Source organism: Arsukibacterium sp. UBA5043, assembly GCA_002415085.1.
Classification (GTDB): Bacteria; Pseudomonadota; Gammaproteobacteria; order Enterobacterales; family Alteromonadaceae; genus Alishewanella.
Map to the genome: position 1 here is coordinate 93,547 of DIBV01000001.1, position 15,626 is coordinate 109,172.

Consider the following 15,626-nt stretch of genomic DNA (forward strand, 5'->3'; position numbering starts at 1 on the left):
TTATCACAGCCTTTTACGACTCGCGAGTATGCAGGACCCTGAGTGTTTGATCTGAAATAAAGACGTGGCTGAAAGCCGCAAACCGCGATCGCCGTAAACCTGGAGTGACTGCGGTTTAGTCAGTATTTGCGGTGTGGATTAGCTTGCACTAAACTGATTAAAATTTAACCACTGGTGGTTGCTATGCAACGGCGCGAATTCCTGACCAAATCCTCATTAGTGCTCGGCAGCAGCCTGCTGCCCTTACCCGTGTTAGTTCAAGCCGGTTCAACCCAAAACGTTACCGCTGTGCCGTTAGAAGCGGGCGACTGGCCTGGTTTGCGCAAACAGTTCTTACTTAGCTACGACTACATCCATCTGGCCACTTTTTTACTGGCATCGCATCCCAAACCGGTTGCCGATGCCATAGCCCGCCATCGGCAAGCGTTTGATGTCAATCCGGCAGATTACTGGCATGAACACTTTATGACCATCGATGCTGATATTGCCGCTGCGGCTGCCCGTTACATGGGCGGCAAGGCAGAAAATATTGCCTTAACTGACAGCACCACCATGGGCCTGGCCCTGGTATACAGTGGTTTGCAGCTAACACCGGGCGATGAAATTCTGCAAACTGTACACGATCATTATTCCACTGATCTGTCACTGCAATTACGCGCTGAGCGCACCGGTGCCAGCGTGCGACAGGTGGCGCTTTACGACAATCCGGCACAGGTGTCAGTCGATCAAGTGGTTAGCAGGTTAAAAGCGGCTATTCGTGCGGCAACCAGAGTTGTAGCGGTCACCTGGGTGCACTCGTCTACCGGGGTGAAGCTGCCGCTGCATGCTATTGCTGCCATGCTGGCCGACGTTAACCAGCAACGATATGACGCTGAGCAAATCCTGTTTTGTGTTGATGGTGTGCATGGCTTTGGCATTGAGGATATTGACGTATCAACCATCGGTTGTGACTTTTTTATTGCCGGCACCCATAAGTGGATATTCGGGCCACGTGGCACGGGTGTGATTTGGGGTAGTGACAAAGGTTGGTCGCGCTGCAAGGCTGTGATCCCAAGCTTCAGCCGCTCATATGATGTCTGGCTGGGTGGCAGTACTCAGGATCAGGTTGCAATGGGCGAGCATATGACACCCGGAGGCTTTCATTCATTTGAACACCGCTGGGCCTTACCCGAGGCTTTTAATCTGCACCTGCAGTTAGGCAAAGCGAAAGTTCAGCAGCGAATTCACCAGCTAAACACCCTGACCAAGCAAGGACTGCAGCAGATATCAGGCGTAACCCTGCATACGCCGATGGCAGCAGAGTTATCGTCGGGACTGGTATGTTTTGACTATAAAACTATGGCTCCGGACGACGTGGTAAAAGCGATGCATGGCAAGGGCATTATTATGAGCAGCACGCCGTACCGTCAGTCATACGCCCGCTTTGCGCCCAGCCTGATTAATAATGAACAGGAAATTGAGCAGACCCTGGCGGCATTGCGCACGGTATAACAAAGCTTCGGGTTTGTACCTGACAAGAACAGTGGCTTTTACAGTAAAAAGCGCTATAGTTCTGCTGTGTCTAACCTAATAAGAACAATACGTTATGCAAAAACATCTGACTGAAATACGCTGGGGCATTATTTTTAGCCTGGTGATGTTGTTATGGTTGTGGCTGGAGCACCTGGTCGGGCTGCACGGCCCCTATATTGAGCACCATGCCACTTACACCAACTTATTTGCGATACCGGCTATTTTAATTTATGTGCTGGCACTGCGGCAGAAAAAACGGCGTGATTACCAGGGTTTAATGAGCTGGAAACAGGGCATTGTTGCCGGTTTGCTGATTACCCTGGTGGTAGTGGTGCTAAGCCCGCTATGCCAATGGTTATTTCATACCGTGATAAGCCCCGAATATTTTGCTAATGTTCAGGAGTATGCCGTGGCAGAGCAGATGATGACCAGTGACGAAGCCATTGCGTACTTTAATTTACCCAGCTATATCGTTCAAAGCCTGATAGGCGCCGCAATAATGGGCACTGTTACTTCGGTGATAGTGGCATTTTTTCTGCGTAGCAAAACATCCTGAGCTCAACTGCCCGACGCTCGGGCAGCAATTTTAAGACAGTGAACAGAAAAAGCTGATTAAAAAATCAGCTTTTTTCTTGCCTTTTAAAAAATATCAATTAAAGTGATATCAAAATAATATCATTTTAACGGAGTTTGATTATGTTGAAGGAACGAATGATTAACAGCAAAGGTGGCTTTGGGATGATTGGCGTGCTGCTGATCTTGCAATTGCTGATGGTGGCTGCCCTGGTAGTAATGCCCGGCGTGCTAAAGGCAGTGTTTGCATTGGCCGCTATTGTGGTATTGGTATGCTGGTTTGGCTTTTATATGGTACACCCGAATCAATCTGCAGTGCTGCAGCTATTTGGCCGCTACGTTGGTACCGATTTAAATAACGGTCTGCGCTGGTCTAACCCGTTATACAGCAAGCAAAAAGTGTCGCTTAGGGTACGTAATTTTGAAAGCAGCAAAATGAAGGTCAATGACAGCGCCGGTAATCCGGTAGAAATTGCTGCGGTAGTCGTCTGGAAAGTGGTCGACAGTGCTGAAGCGGTATTTGAAGTCGATAACTATGAAAACTTTGTCAGCATTCAGAGCGAGTCGGCGATTCGGCATTTAGCCTCTAGCTACGCCTATGATGCCGGCAATGACGAAGACATCAGCCTGCGCAGCAGCACCGATGATATTACTGAGTTACTAAAAAATGAAATTCAGGCACGGCTGAACAAAGCCGGGGTGCAGGTGTTGGAATCACGGATTAGCCACCTGGCGTATGCCCAGGAAATTGCCAGTGCCATGCTGCAGCGCCAGCAGGCAGCCGCTATTGTTGCCGCGCGCCGGCAGATTGTCGAAGGCGCAGTAGGTATGGTGGAGTCGGCGCTGGAGCAGTTATCTGCCCGTAACGTGGTAGAGCTGGATGATGAGCGCAAAGCGGCGATGGTAGGTAATTTACTGGTGGTATTGTGTGGTGATCATCATGTGCAGCCGGTACTCAATACCGGCAGTCTGTACTAAAAAGGGGCGGGTGTGGCTAAAAAAGCCTTTGCCTTACGGCTGGATGACAAAATGCTCAGCGCCTTGCAGCGCTGGGCGGATGATGAATTCAGAAGTGTTAACGGCCAGATAGAATATTTACTGCATGACGCCCTGCGTAAGGCGGGGCGGCTTCCTTCAAAATCAGCCGGTAACCCAGACGATAAAGCTGAGTAACCGTCGGCAGTTTGCCAAACGTTCAGCTATGCTTAGGGTATGTAACGGTATAAGAAGTTAATTAAACGCTTTGTTTGCTGTTAGCCCTGAGGAGTGACAGATGAATACGCAATTAAACATTAGCTTATCAGTTTTTTCGTTCAAACTTGGCCTGGTTTTGCTGATCTTTACTGGTTTACTAACGGGGTGTGAGCGTCCTGCCCGGGACGTAACCCCGACAACCGATCCTGCTAATAACGCAGAGGTGGTGGTTCCTGATAAGCCCTTAGGGCATGTTATGGAATTTGATCGCTATACCTTGCGTGCCAATATTACCCGTGCTGATGTATTAAATGAGAATATGACCGATAAGTATGGCATTGAGGTTAATCCAGATCTTGCGCTGCTGAATCTGGTAATTCTCGATAATAGTGAGCCTCGCCAGGACGCTACAGTTAACGCAACTGTCCATGTTGAGCACGAAAATCTGCTGGGGCATACTCAGGTAATTGAAATGCGCGCAGCAGACACGGACGGTTATATTTCTTACTACGGCACACTGGATGCCAGCTCGCAGCGTATTTTCCAGCTGAAGGTAACAGCACAGCCAGCAGAAACCGAGCAGATGCTGGAAATGAACTTTGAAGCACGGCTTAACTGGTAAAATCTGCTAATTACCTGAGCTTAAGCCGCGCCGTTTGCCTGGTTAAGTTGATATTTTTACTGCGGTGTCTCCGCCTGGCAACGAGTAGCGCATAATGCGCCAGAACACCGTGCTGTACTGGCGCAGAAAACTACCGCTGTTGTAGCTGATACCATACTTTGCAGCAATAGCCTGTACCTGCTGTGCCATCGCCGGGTAATGTCTTGCTGGGATATCCGGGAATAAGTGGTGTTCAATCTGGCAGCTTAAATGGCCGGTTAAAATATGCAGCCAGGTTGGGCCGGTAAAATTAGAAGAGCCCAGCATCTGCCGGTAATACCACTGGCCCCGGCTTTCACCTTCGCACTCTGCTGCGGTAAATACATGCACGTCTTTGGTAAAATGGCCGCAGAAAATAACGGTTGAGGTCCATAAATTACGGATCAAATTAGCCAGCAAATTACCCGTTAATACCCACAGCCACATTGGCCCGGCAATCAGCGGGAAAAACAGATAGTCTTTAACCAACTGGCGGGCGCCCTTACCAAAAAAGGCTTGTTTCAGTTCACGATCGGTTACCTGCGAGTGGCGATCGGTTTTTTTCTTACCAGCAAACACCCGTTGTGCCGCCAGCTCGTGATAGGACACCCCCCACTGAAACAACATGCTGAGCACAAGGTAAGTGCCGCCTTGCCACAGGTTACGCAGCCGCCAGCGAAAATCGTTGCTTAAGCGCAGCAGGCCATAACCAAAATCACGATCTTTGCCAATAATATTGGTATAAGTATGGTGTTCAAAGTTGTGAGTACGTTGCCACGAGCCGGCATCACAGGCAATATCCCATTCAAAGCGTCTGGAATGCAGTACCGGATCATTCAGCCAGTCATACTGACCGTGCAGCACATTATGGCCAATTTCCATATTGTCGAGAATTTTCGCCAGGGCCAGTAGCAACACGCCAAACAGCCACAGCCACGGTGTAATAAAGCCCAAAACCATTAATACCCGACCGCTTAAGGCGCTTAAGCGCTGTACCAGCAACACCCGGCGGATATAACGCGCATCGGCATCGCCCAGTTGCTGCTGTACCTGCTGTTTTACGCTGTCGAGTTCGTGCGCAAGGGCGTTAAATTGCTCAGTAGTTAGTTTCATTTAGGTTCCCCTTACAGCTTAATCACAAGTTCGGTTACCGGCTGGCTGACACACAGCTGAATTTGCTCAACGCCATGGCCACTTAAGGCGCCGCTTCGGATATCGCGCACCTGGCCGGATACTTTGTCGCACACACACTGAAAACATACGCCCATCCTGCAACCAAAGCGGGCGTTAAGGCCATGCTCTTCAGCGTTTTGCAGCAGGCTTTGCTGAGCGTTTAATAACACCGTTTTACTGATGCCGGCACTGATAAAGTGGCCGCTAAGTGGCTGGTTTCCCGGGGCAGCAATAACGACTGCTGGCATGGTTAAGCCAAATTGTTCCTGCTGAATATGGCCGGCAGTAACGCCACTTTTTAAAAGTGCGGTACGAGTCTGCTGCATAAACCCGGCAGGTCCACACAGGTAAAATTGCTTGCTGGCCACATCGCCAGCCAGTTGCTGCTGCCAGCTTCCGGCAGGTTCTGTGCTGCTATCAGACAGATATAAAGTAAACATCGGCTGGCTGGCCGCAAGCTGGTTAAGTTCAGTTAGCAGCGCCGCATTTTCTGGGCCGCGGCAGCGGTAATACAGAATTACCGGCGCCAGCCAGTGGCGCTGGCTTAGCAGCATCGCCGCTATCGGGGTAATGCCAGAGCCAGCAGCAATAAACACCGCTGGCAGGGCAGGTTGTTGCCAGTAAAAATTACCTTGCGCCTGGCTAATATTCAGTAAGGTGTTGTCAGGTAATTGCGCCAACAGCGGAGTAAATTCGCCCATGCTGTTTATTTTGCAGCAAAGTTGTATTTGCCGCTGGCTTTGCCACCGCTTCAACGACGAACAAATACTAAATGGTCGGCTCAGGTAACGGCCATTATGCTTAAGGGTTAATACAATATGCTGGCCTGGTACAAAGCCCGGCCAGCGGCCCGACACTTTGAGCGTGAGCAGCAGCATATCAGGTGTTTGCCATTGCTGGCTTAAAAGGCTTGCCCGGTAAAGTCCGGGTAAAAAGCCGGGCCATAGCCGTTGTATTAACGGCAGCAAGTACAGGGTTAAAGATGGCTGGTTTGCCAGCATTAAACAAAAGGCGCGCCAAAGGCGGGATAAATTCAGTTTCACTATCGTTATCTACTATACGCTGATATTAAGGGGGGATTTTCAGCGCACAGTTGTACACTAAAATGCCTGGTTTGGCCAGTTTGAATTATTATTTATTTCCATAATTGGTTTTAATTTATTGAAATTAAACAGCTTAAACTGTCTCATTGAAGTGGCATTTAAAATTTATTCAGTGAACAGTTGTTCATTTTTGTAATGAATTGCAGGTTGTAACCTATGGTAGGGCCGTTAAAGTCTGCTCAAACACGGCCCATCACGGCTGGGTCTGTTGTGTAAATACCTGTTGTTGACTAGGCTTTATATATTCGATGCCTCTAAAGTCTGTCCTATTTTGAAAACCTTTCTTAGTGAGCTAAAACGCCGTGCGGTCATTAAATCATTATTGGTTTATCTGGGGTTAAGCTGGTTACTGCTACAGATTATCTCCGTGTTAAGCAGTACGCTGGCACTTAACCCGTTGCTGGGTTCAGCGCTGTTTGTGCTGCTACTGTGCTGTCTGCCACTGGTTATCTACCTGGCCTGGTACTGTGATATCAGTTTTAGCGGCATTAGCCGCACGGCAAGTAGTCACGAGCAAGATAAACCGGCTGCCGCGCCGGGTAGCCGTCAATGGGCCGGTTTAGTGTTGGTTATGCTTGTTAGTGGCTTTGTTGGCATTGAGTACTATGGCGTACTTAAGCAGCAACAACTGGCAAAGCAACAGGCCGCAACTGCCGCCAGCCAGGCTGGTACCAGCACTATTGCGGTATTGCCGTTTAGTGATGACAGCGCAGCGCAGGATCAGGGCTATTTAGCGCTCGGCTTAGCAGAAGAGATGACCAGCTTGCTTGGCAGTGCTGCCAATTTTAAAGTATCTGCCTCGCGCTCCAGCCAGTTTTTAAGCGAGCAGGGCTTCACCGCGCAGCAGATTGGTCAGCGCCTGCAGGTTGATACGGTGCTGACCGGCAGTGTTAAGGCAACAGGTCAGCGGCTAAATGTGCGGGTGCAATTGCTGGATGTTAATAGCGGTAGCACCCTGTGGAGTAATAGTTATGCCCGCGAGCTCACTGCTGTTGCTGAGTTAGAACAGGAAATTGGCCGCTCGGTAGTCAATACGCTACAGGATAAATATGCAGAGGCCGGTAGCTTCAACACCCTGGCCAGTACCCGTAATGCCGATGCCTATGTGCTGTATTTAAAAGGCCGTGAGCAGTACCGCAAACAAACCACTGAGTCCATGCAGCAAGCCCGCCAGTTATTTGAGCAGGCGGTAGCGCTGGACCCGGAATATGCCAATGGTTATGTCGGGGTGGCGGATACGCTGGTGTTATTGGCAGAAGGTAAAACAGAGTTAGGGGTAATAAGTGCTGATATTGCTGCCAGTTTAGCCCGGCAAAATATTGATAAAGCGTTGCTACGTCAGCCAGAACTGGCGGAAGCCTATGCAGTAGAGGGCCATATATTTTATATTCAGAGTGATTTTGAACAAGCTGTCACTCATTATGATCAAGCGATTGAGCTTAATCCCAGCCTAGCGATTGCTTATATGTGGAAGTTTCTGGCGTTAAACTTACTGCAGCGATTTGATGAGTCATTGCAGGCATTACAACAGGCAGAACAACTTGATCCGCTGTTTCAGACCAATACTTATAATTTAGGTTGGGCACTAACCCGGGCTGGCCGCTTTGACGAGGCTGCGGCTATTTTTAAACAAATGCAACTGGATTTTCCGCAGTCCCCTTTTCCTTATCAGGGTTTAGCCGATATTTATTTTAGTCAGGGTAATTTGGTGGGCGCTATTGCTGAAGCGCAAAGTGCTATAAAACAGTCGCCTGAAAACCATACTTTGGGTCATAAATTAATCAGCCCGATGGTAAATCTGGGGCTCACCGAAATTGTGAAGCAAATGGCAAATGATCCGGCTTGGGCCAGTACTGCTGATTTTTATCAGGAGACCTTACTAATTTTTGAACGGGATTTTACCGAATTGTTTGCCAGGATGGACTTTAAATTGGCAACTAATCCTGATGATTACTGGTTGCAGTTTGAGGCTGGCTGGTATCAGGCAATGTTTGGTGATAAACAGCAGGCGCTAAAACTATTTACCGAACAATTTAGCTTGGTTGACGAGGCAGAGCGGTTTGGTATGCCGCATTGCTCACCAGCTATTGAGGTGGCCTGGGCTGAGAGTGAATTGGGCAATAAAGCTGTAGCGCACAGTTTAATTAAACAATGCCAAAGCTTATTAGAGCAGCAACTGCAAGCTTCAATAAGCTATTTTGAACTGCATTATTTGGCAGCACGGATTGCTGCGTTAAAAGGTCAACCAGCCGAGGCTGTTCAGGCGCTGGCGAAAGCAATTGATATTGGCTGGCGGGAGTGGTGGACTAAGTACGACCCGTTGCTGGCAAGCCTGGCTGGCGACCCTGAGTTTCAGCGGTTAATTCAGTTTCTGGATCAGGATTTAGCGCGGCAAAAAGAGGAGGCACAAAGGTTGTTTACTGAGTAATATCCCCCCAAAAACAAAACGGGCTTTTGCCCGTTGTGTTTTTTATAAAATTTCAGGGTGAAAAACATTAGCTTTGGGTTTTACGTTGTCTTCTTAAGCCCATGGTGAATAAGCCTGCTAACAACAGCGCAATAGAGCCTGGCGCATTTACCGGGGTAACCGGGCCGTCACTGGCTGACAGAATACGCAGCATTTCACCATCAGAGAAGAACGACATCGTTGGGTTATTCACTTCTGAATCATTTCTGTCGACATTGGTATAGCCACATACCTCAATAAAGGGGTCATTCCCTGCATCAGGATCAAAATCAGGGTTTGGTTTTTCGATACATTTTTCTTCAAATACAATTTCATAGTCCGGCTCGCTACTGGTCCGGAAAAACCGGCCATTAGGGGCAGAAAGGCCAACACTTACATAGACCATATAATCACCCGGGGCAAAAGCCATGGTTGGCGGCGTATTTAAGGTTACCCAGCCATCCCTGATAGTGCCATCGGGGGCAACGATATCGCCTGCGGTATTAATATCGCCGGGTAGGGTAATATCGCCAATTAACCAGTTAACATCGTAGCTAACATCCGGTGTATCAAAATACAGGCTGAAAAAGCCAAACATCGAAAGCGCGTCACCCTGGGCAAACTCCCAGACACAGGGCTCGCCGTATACTGCGAACTCTAATGCGGCGATGCCGGCATTTAATTCATCTTCAGTGATTAAACCGTTATCAAAGTCCTCGTATAAAAAGCTTATTTCCTGCTCTAAGTTATCTAAATCGTCCTCGGTATAGCCATTAATACAGTCATTGGGTACCGCACCCAAGCCGCGGCCACCACCACCCACTGCCCGCACTATGCTATTGGCTGCTTTGGGGCTGTCAAAATCAAAGGCCGACGCAATAATACCGACTTCATTTAAATACTGGTTATCAACATAGTAAAAAGCTTGTGAGAAATTGCTGCTGGGATCGCCTCTGCCGCCGGTTCTGACCAGGCCCGCCTCAGCAAACTGAGCAAATAAAAACAACGCTAGTAATGGCAGGGTAAGTAGTTTTAGTTTTGTAGACATAGATATTCCTTAACATTAACGATACAACGTATGCGTTATTCTCACCACTTACAACATGGCAGGAATGGGTAAGCTACAGGTACTGCTTTAGGAAGGGTGTTAAGGTAGCTGCTTAAAAACTAAGCAAGATTTAAACCGTATTAGTAATAAGCTTTTTATACAAGCACTTACTACTTTAGATTGTTTGGGGAAAATAGAATTTGTAAAAGACCCTGACGTATCTGCCTTAGGGCAACACTAAGTCTGATGCTGTGCTGATGACTGATCCAACAGTACCGGGCCGTTACCTTTCGCAGCCAATATATCGTCCGGGTTATACAGCGGGCAGCTGTTCATGCTCAGGCAACCACAACCAATGCAGCCGGTGAGCTGGTCGCGCAGCTTCTGCATATAGCTAATTCTGGCATCAAGCATTTGCTGCCAGTTAGTCGATAGCAATTGCCAGTCTTCGGTGGTGGGGGTGCGGTTATCCGGCAGCGACAAAAAGGCCTGCTTTACTTCTTCCAGGCTAATGCCCAGTTTCTGAGCGGCTTTAATGATTGAAATACGCCGCAGCACCTCGGGTTTGTAACGGCGCTGATTGCCGTCATTCCGCCAGCTTTTAATCAGGCCTTTTTGCTCATAAAAGTGCAGCGTACTGACCTTAACGCCGCAACGTTTTGCCACCCGCCCGACACTCCAGGTTGCTTCTGCCATTTCTGCTCCGCAATTTTTTTACGCCAACCTTAAAAAACACTTTACCTCAACTTAGCTTGAGGTTTTAACCTGCCGGTCGAATTAATGCAAGGAGAAATGCCATGACTTACCCGCCAGACCACGAACTGCCGCGCTGCCGCAGTTTTTTATGCCATTTATTCCGGTTGTTTAACCGGGCTATGCAAAATAAGTAACGCAAAACAAGTAGCGCAAAACAAGTAATTCAAAACACATAACGAGTAGGAGATAACAATGTATCTGGAACATGTGAATCTAGTGGTATCGGACATGGATGCCATGCTGCAGTTTTACCGCGCAGCTTTCCCGCATTGGCGCATTCGGGATGAAGGCGAAGGGGAATGGTATGGCAAGCCACGCAAATGGCTGCATTTTGGCGACGATTATCACTATCTGGCACTGAGCGATCACGGTGAGGGCAGCAACCGTGAGCTGACCGGGCACAGCGTTGGTTTTGCTCATTTTGCTTACGTGACGAAAAACCTGGATGAGGTGATTGCCCGGCTGAATAATGCCGGTTATGCCATTGCCAAAACGGGTGCTGACGAGCCGTATCGGAAAAACATTTATTTTGTCGACCCTGCCGGTTTTGAAGTGGAGTTTATTGAGTATTTAAGTGATAACCCGGCCGAACGGAATTTAAATCAGGACAGCTAAAACCGGATAAAAAACCGCTGCCAGGCAGCGGTTTTTTGACTAGATGTTAAAGATTACAAACCCAGCTTGGTCGGCATAGCCGGTGCCTTACTGTGATCTTTTGGCGGACTGGCTTTCAACTCTTTTAAGGTATGCTCAATAGCCCGGTTTAACTGGACATCGATGCCTTTATTGACCGCGATAGGGTCGAGCTCGACCACGATATCCGGTGCCACGCCTTCGTTTTCTACCCGCCACTCGCCATCGGGGGTATAGAAGCGGAAGAACGGCACTACGTGAAAACCACCATCAATCATTGGCGGGTTGGCGGAAATACCAATTAAACCGCCCCAGGTGCGGGTGCCAATAGTGGTACCCAGATTAAGCCGCTTAAAGGCCCAGGGCAGGAAGTCGCCACCCGAGCCGGCGTCCTGATCGATCAGCATGGTTTTCGGGCCGTAAATACCCGCGCCTGGTGTGGTAAAGATCAGGCCATCGCGGTCTTTCCAGCCAGATAAAAACGGCCGGGCCAGAATTTCGGTAATGTAGTTAGCTGCCTGACCACCACCGTTTTTGCGCTCATCCAGAATAACCGCTGGTTTATCGGTCTGGGCGAAGAACATCCGGTTAAAGAAGTAAAAGCCACCATCGGCGGTATTTGGCAGATACACATAGGCGACTTTGCCGTCTGTTTTGTCGTTAACCAGCTTGCGGTTCTGCTCTACCCAGTGCCATAAACGCAGCTGGTTTTCATTGGCCACCGGTTCGACCGTGATGTTGCGCTGGTTTTTACCGCGGGCATCATCGCTAATGCTCAGTACCACTTGTTTGCCTTGGGTGTTATCCAATAGCGCAAACACGTTGTCGCTGGCGCTAAGCTCGCGGCCATTAACAGCCAGTAAATAATCGCCGGCTTTGGCACTGGCGCCGGGTACACTTAACGGCGCCTTTAAAAACGGGCTCCAGCGATCGCCGGTATAAACCGTTTTAAACTGATATTTGCCGTTGTTAATTGCAAAATCCGCACCCAGTAAACCGACTTTGCTGCTGCCTTCCTGATGGACATCGCCGCCGCCAATCCGGTTATGACCAACCTGCAACTCGGCAATCATTTGCACCAGCACGTCGTTTAAGTCTTCCCGGCGCTGAACATGAGCGAGCATTGGCTGGTATTTATCGTAAATGGCCTGCCAGTTAATACCATGCATATTGGCATCGTAAAAATATTCCTGCTGCATGCGCCAGGCATCATCAAAAATCTGCTGCCATTCTTTAGCCGGGTCGACAAAGCTGCGTACTTCAGCTAACGACACTGCTTTTGCTTCTGGCTTGGCTTTAGCATCACCCACTTCCAGCTTATTAGGCATGCTAACCATTAAGATTTTTTTGCCATCGGCACTTAAGGCGTAACTGGCAATATCCTGCTTAACATTTTCGGTTTTTTTCTCTTCAAAATCAAAACGGTGTAAGGTGGCAGTGTTACGACCATCGCTGCCTGGCAGCTCATTGCTACTGCCTGGCTGGGTCCGTTCCATATAAAACAGCGCTCCATCGTCAGCAACGCTTAAACTGTCGTAATTGCGTTCGGCTATTGGCAGGGCAATAATCCGGTTTTGCAGGCCGTTCAGGTCAAGTTTTACCGGTTTTACCGCCGGCTTATCCTCATCTTTGCCTTTTTTATCGTCTTTTTTATCATCTTTGGCGGCAGCGGATTTTGTCGGCTCATCGCCACTTTCCGGCAGCAACGGCGATTTACCGTCACTGGCCAGCACATAAGCATAAATGGCTTTGCGTAACGGTCGTTCCTGAGTGGATAAATCCAGGCCAACCTGCGATGGGCCGCTATTTACCGACGCAGTAAAGTACAGATAGTCCTGGGTAAATACCGGATCGTCTGCTTCACTCATGCCGTCGGTGATCTGGCTGGTTTTATTATTCTGAAAATCGAATAACTTGATCTGACTAAAGTAATTAGTAGCGGCGACGGTGTAGGCCAGGTAACGGCTATCAGGTGAGAATGACACATTGAAATCGTTGCGCCGCAAAGAGGTATCCAATTTCTGGCTGCGCTTGGTTTTCAGGTTAAATGCATACAGATTTAAATGATTGTCATGATAAATAATCAGGTTGCCATCGGGTGAGAAGCTCAGCAGATTAAAGTAGCCTGTATCTGCTAAAGCAAATACTTGCGGCTCACTTAAGCCATCCTGGTTTTCCAATACCAGCTGATGTTTATTGCCCTTATCGGAAATATAGGCCACTTTCGTGCCATCGGGGCTCCATAAGCCGTCGAATTCACGTACGCCGCTGGTTTGTGTCAGGTTACGGGTGCTGCCGTCTTTTACCGGCACGGTAAAAACATCGCCGCGGGCACTGACTACCACCCGCTGGCCAGTGGTAGACAGCCTGGCGCTGGTTAAGGTTTTACTGGCATCTTTCCACTGCGGCCGTTTCTGCGCTGACTGAGTGGTGATATTGATAGTAATTGGTTTACTCTGGCCGCTGCTGAGATCAAACTGATGCAAAAAGCCACCGGCTTCATAGACGATGCTGTTGCCGTGGCCTGCCGCACTGCGCAGGTCCCAGTCGGTGTTATTGGTCAGCTGCTTAACCTGCTTATCGCGATACTGAAACAAGTTAACCGCCACGTTATCCCGGTCAGATAAAAAATACACCGTATCACCGAGCCAGAACGGATTAAATTCATTGGCATTAGGGTGGGGGATTTTCTCCAGCTGCTGTTTTTCTAAATCGATAATCCAGACCGGTGGCGTGCTGCCACCACGATGCAAACGCCAGCCACTGGCGCCGCTGTAGGCCATATTATTAGGGCGGTAAGCCAGTTTATTACCGTTGTCAGATAGCTGCCCTTCATAAGCGACCGCTTCCATTAACTTCGCCGGGTAACCACCGTCGACGCTTATCTGATACAACTGATTACTGCGGCTGTTAGCAATTTCCCGGTTTGAGGCAAACATGACTTTTTTGCCATCAGGGCTCCAGCCGTTAACGGTATCGGCAGCGGGATGAAAAGTCAGCCGGGTAGCCGGGCCACCAGTTGCCGGCATCACATAGACATCGGTGTTGTTGTTATAGCTGGCGGAGAAGGCAATCCAGTTACCGTCAGGTGAGAACGACGGCGCAAATTCACTGGCCGGATCGCTGGTAAGCTGGCGTGGGTTCTGGCCATTGCGGTCGGTTAACCAGATATCACCGCCATAGACAAAGGCCAGATGATTAGCCGAAATATCAGGTTGCTGCAATAAGCGGCTGCCGTTATTAGCAGCGGCTATGGTGGTGGTAAGGCCGAGGCTGATACAACATAACATCGCCAGTTTTTTTGGTTTAAACATGAGTATTCCCTGCATTTTTAATGTGGTATCGAAATGTTGACCAACAAGTAATAGCACAGGGTAGCGATTGTGGATGTCAAAAAACTGTAAGCAGAGTTTTCTGTGCGACTAATGCAAGCATTAAATCGCACAGAATTTTGTGACCGGGGATCAGAATGCCGTCGTGATTAAATAGCCGGTGTAGCCAAAAAATACCGCCAGCAATAAAGCGCCTTCCAGCCGGTTAATCCGGCCTGCTTTTTTAATGCCGATACCAAGTACCAGCAATGCCACAGTTAAACCAAACATCAGGGTGTAATCACGGGTTAGCACTACTGGATCAACTGCCATGGGCTCGATTAATGCAGCAATGCCAACCACGGCTAAGGTATTGAACAAGTTAGAACCGATAATATTGCCAAGGGCGATATCGTGCTCGCCTTTTTTAATTGCCATTAACGACGAGGCCAGTTCCGGTAACGAAGTACCAACAGCCACCACAGTCAGGCCGATCACTAAATCACTCACCCCCAGGCCTTGTGCAATATACACGGCGCCATACACCAAAAAGCGTGAAGCAATAATCAGTAGCACCAGACCCAGCACCAGCCATATTAACGCCTGCTTTAAGGTCATGGTGTTGTTATTAATTTCGGTATTAACATCTGCTGCCATGGCATCCTGGGGGTTGCGCATGCCTTGCCAGACTGACCAGGCCATGACGAACGCAAACACCGCCAGTAAACACCAGGCGTCTAACCGGCTTAATTGATGGTCAAACATTTGCCAGCCGGCAAACAGGGTAATGGCCAAAAGCAGAGGCAGTTCTTTTTTCAGCACCTGGGAGTGCACATTTATCGGGCTTATCAGCGCAACTAAACCAATTATCAGCGCGATATTGGTAATATTAGAGCCATAGGCATTACCGAGCGCCAGGGCAGGGTTGCCATCGGCGGCGGCCATAGCCGACACCACCATTTCCGGTGCCGAAGTACCAAAACCGACCACCAGCATGCCAATTAATAACGGTGGCATGCCACCAAAGCGAGCCGTAGCTGCGGCACCATCAACAAACCGATCTGCACTCCAGACTAATAACGCCAGGCCGGAAATTAACGCTAACACTGCAAGTAACATAAGGTTTTCCACGTTGCTAATAATGTTGCATAGCATATCAGTTGCAACGCTATTTTCCAGTTAGCGCAGGGAGCCGGCAGCAAATATTTTTCAGCTGTTATACTAAACTTTACAGCAC

At 48.9% G+C, this 15,626-nt stretch carries 13 protein-coding genes; 7 read left to right on the forward strand and 6 right to left on the reverse strand.

Annotation, left to right across the window (positions count from 1 at the left end):
- Positions 1 to 183 precede the first annotated feature (183 nt).
- From B2Q61_RS00405 to B2Q61_RS00425, 5 genes are all read left to right on the forward strand, one after another.
- Entirely contained in the window at positions 184 to 1,491 is a 1,308-nt protein-coding gene (locus B2Q61_RS00405) for an aminotransferase class V-fold PLP-dependent enzyme (RefSeq protein WP_290621255.1), read from the forward strand.
- 94 nt (positions 1,492 to 1,585) lie between these two features.
- Positions 1,586 to 2,068 carry a DUF4199 domain-containing protein gene (locus tag B2Q61_RS00410; protein ID WP_290621256.1) on the forward strand — a complete coding sequence of 161 codons (483 nt, stop codon included), beginning with the start codon at positions 1,586 to 1,588 and terminating at the stop codon, positions 2,066 to 2,068.
- 140 nt (positions 2,069 to 2,208) lie between these two features.
- Positions 2,209 to 3,063 carry an SPFH domain-containing protein gene (locus B2Q61_RS00415; protein ID WP_290621257.1) on the forward strand — a complete coding sequence of 285 codons (855 nt, stop codon included), beginning with the start codon at positions 2,209 to 2,211 and terminating at the stop codon, positions 3,061 to 3,063.
- Between the two features lie 12 nt (positions 3,064 to 3,075).
- Positions 3,076 to 3,258 carry an Arc family DNA-binding protein gene (locus tag B2Q61_RS00420; RefSeq protein WP_290621258.1) on the forward strand — a complete coding sequence of 61 codons (183 nt, stop codon included), beginning with the start codon at positions 3,076 to 3,078 and terminating at the stop codon, positions 3,256 to 3,258.
- 100 nt (positions 3,259 to 3,358) lie between these two features.
- Complete coding sequence (locus B2Q61_RS00425) at positions 3,359 to 3,901, forward strand: DUF4426 domain-containing protein (RefSeq protein ID WP_290621259.1); 543 nt, start codon at positions 3,359 to 3,361, stop codon at positions 3,899 to 3,901.
- Between the two features lie 42 nt (positions 3,902 to 3,943).
- Here B2Q61_RS00425 and B2Q61_RS00430 read toward each other — a convergent pair whose 3' ends face one another.
- Both B2Q61_RS00430 and B2Q61_RS00435 read right to left on the reverse strand, forming a co-directional pair.
- A complete protein-coding gene (locus B2Q61_RS00430) occupies positions 3,944 to 5,032 on the reverse strand; it encodes a fatty acid desaturase family protein (RefSeq protein WP_290621260.1) in 1,089 nt (362 codons plus the stop codon).
- An 11-nt stretch (positions 5,033 to 5,043) separates the two neighbouring features.
- Positions 5,044 to 6,135: a flavin reductase family protein gene (locus B2Q61_RS00435; RefSeq protein ID WP_290621261.1), complete on the reverse strand. Its 1,092-nt coding sequence runs from the start codon at positions 6,133 to 6,135 to the stop codon at positions 5,044 to 5,046.
- Positions 6,136 to 6,466: 331 nt separating this feature from the next.
- Here B2Q61_RS00435 and B2Q61_RS00440 point away from each other — a divergent pair, with 331 nt between their 5' ends.
- Positions 6,467 to 8,623: a tetratricopeptide repeat protein gene (locus B2Q61_RS00440; protein ID WP_290621262.1), complete on the forward strand. Its 2,157-nt coding sequence runs from the start codon at positions 6,467 to 6,469 to the stop codon at positions 8,621 to 8,623.
- A gap of 67 nt (positions 8,624 to 8,690) precedes the next feature.
- Here B2Q61_RS00440 and B2Q61_RS00445 read toward each other — a convergent pair whose 3' ends face one another.
- Together B2Q61_RS00445 and soxR are read right to left on the reverse strand one after the other, a co-directional pair.
- The gene (locus B2Q61_RS00445; protein WP_290621263.1) at positions 8,691 to 9,689 is read right to left on the reverse strand and encodes a hypothetical protein; all 999 of its coding nucleotides are present in this window, start codon (positions 9,687 to 9,689) and stop codon (positions 8,691 to 8,693) included.
- Between the two features lie 237 nt (positions 9,690 to 9,926).
- Positions 9,927 to 10,385 carry a redox-sensitive transcriptional activator SoxR gene (gene soxR, locus B2Q61_RS00450; protein ID WP_290621264.1) on the reverse strand — a complete coding sequence of 153 codons (459 nt, stop codon included), beginning with the start codon at positions 10,383 to 10,385 and terminating at the stop codon, positions 9,927 to 9,929.
- Positions 10,386 to 10,637: 252 nt separating this feature from the next.
- On the opposite strand from soxR, the gene B2Q61_RS00455 reads away from it, so the two are divergent.
- On the forward strand, positions 10,638 to 11,060 hold the full coding sequence (locus B2Q61_RS00455; protein WP_290621265.1) for a VOC family protein: 423 nt from the start codon (positions 10,638 to 10,640) through the stop codon (positions 11,058 to 11,060).
- Positions 11,061 to 11,113: 53 nt separating this feature from the next.
- Here B2Q61_RS00455 and B2Q61_RS00460 read toward each other — a convergent pair whose 3' ends face one another.
- A complete protein-coding gene (locus B2Q61_RS00460; RefSeq protein WP_290621266.1) occupies positions 11,114 to 14,392 on the reverse strand; it encodes a S41 family peptidase in 3,279 nt (1,092 codons plus the stop codon).
- 150 nt (positions 14,393 to 14,542) lie between these two features.
- Positions 14,543 to 15,508 (reverse strand): calcium/sodium antiporter, encoded by a 966-nt coding sequence (locus tag B2Q61_RS00465; RefSeq protein ID WP_290621267.1) that lies wholly within the window; start codon positions 15,506 to 15,508, stop codon positions 14,543 to 14,545.
- Between the last annotated feature and the right edge of the window lie 118 nt (positions 15,509 to 15,626).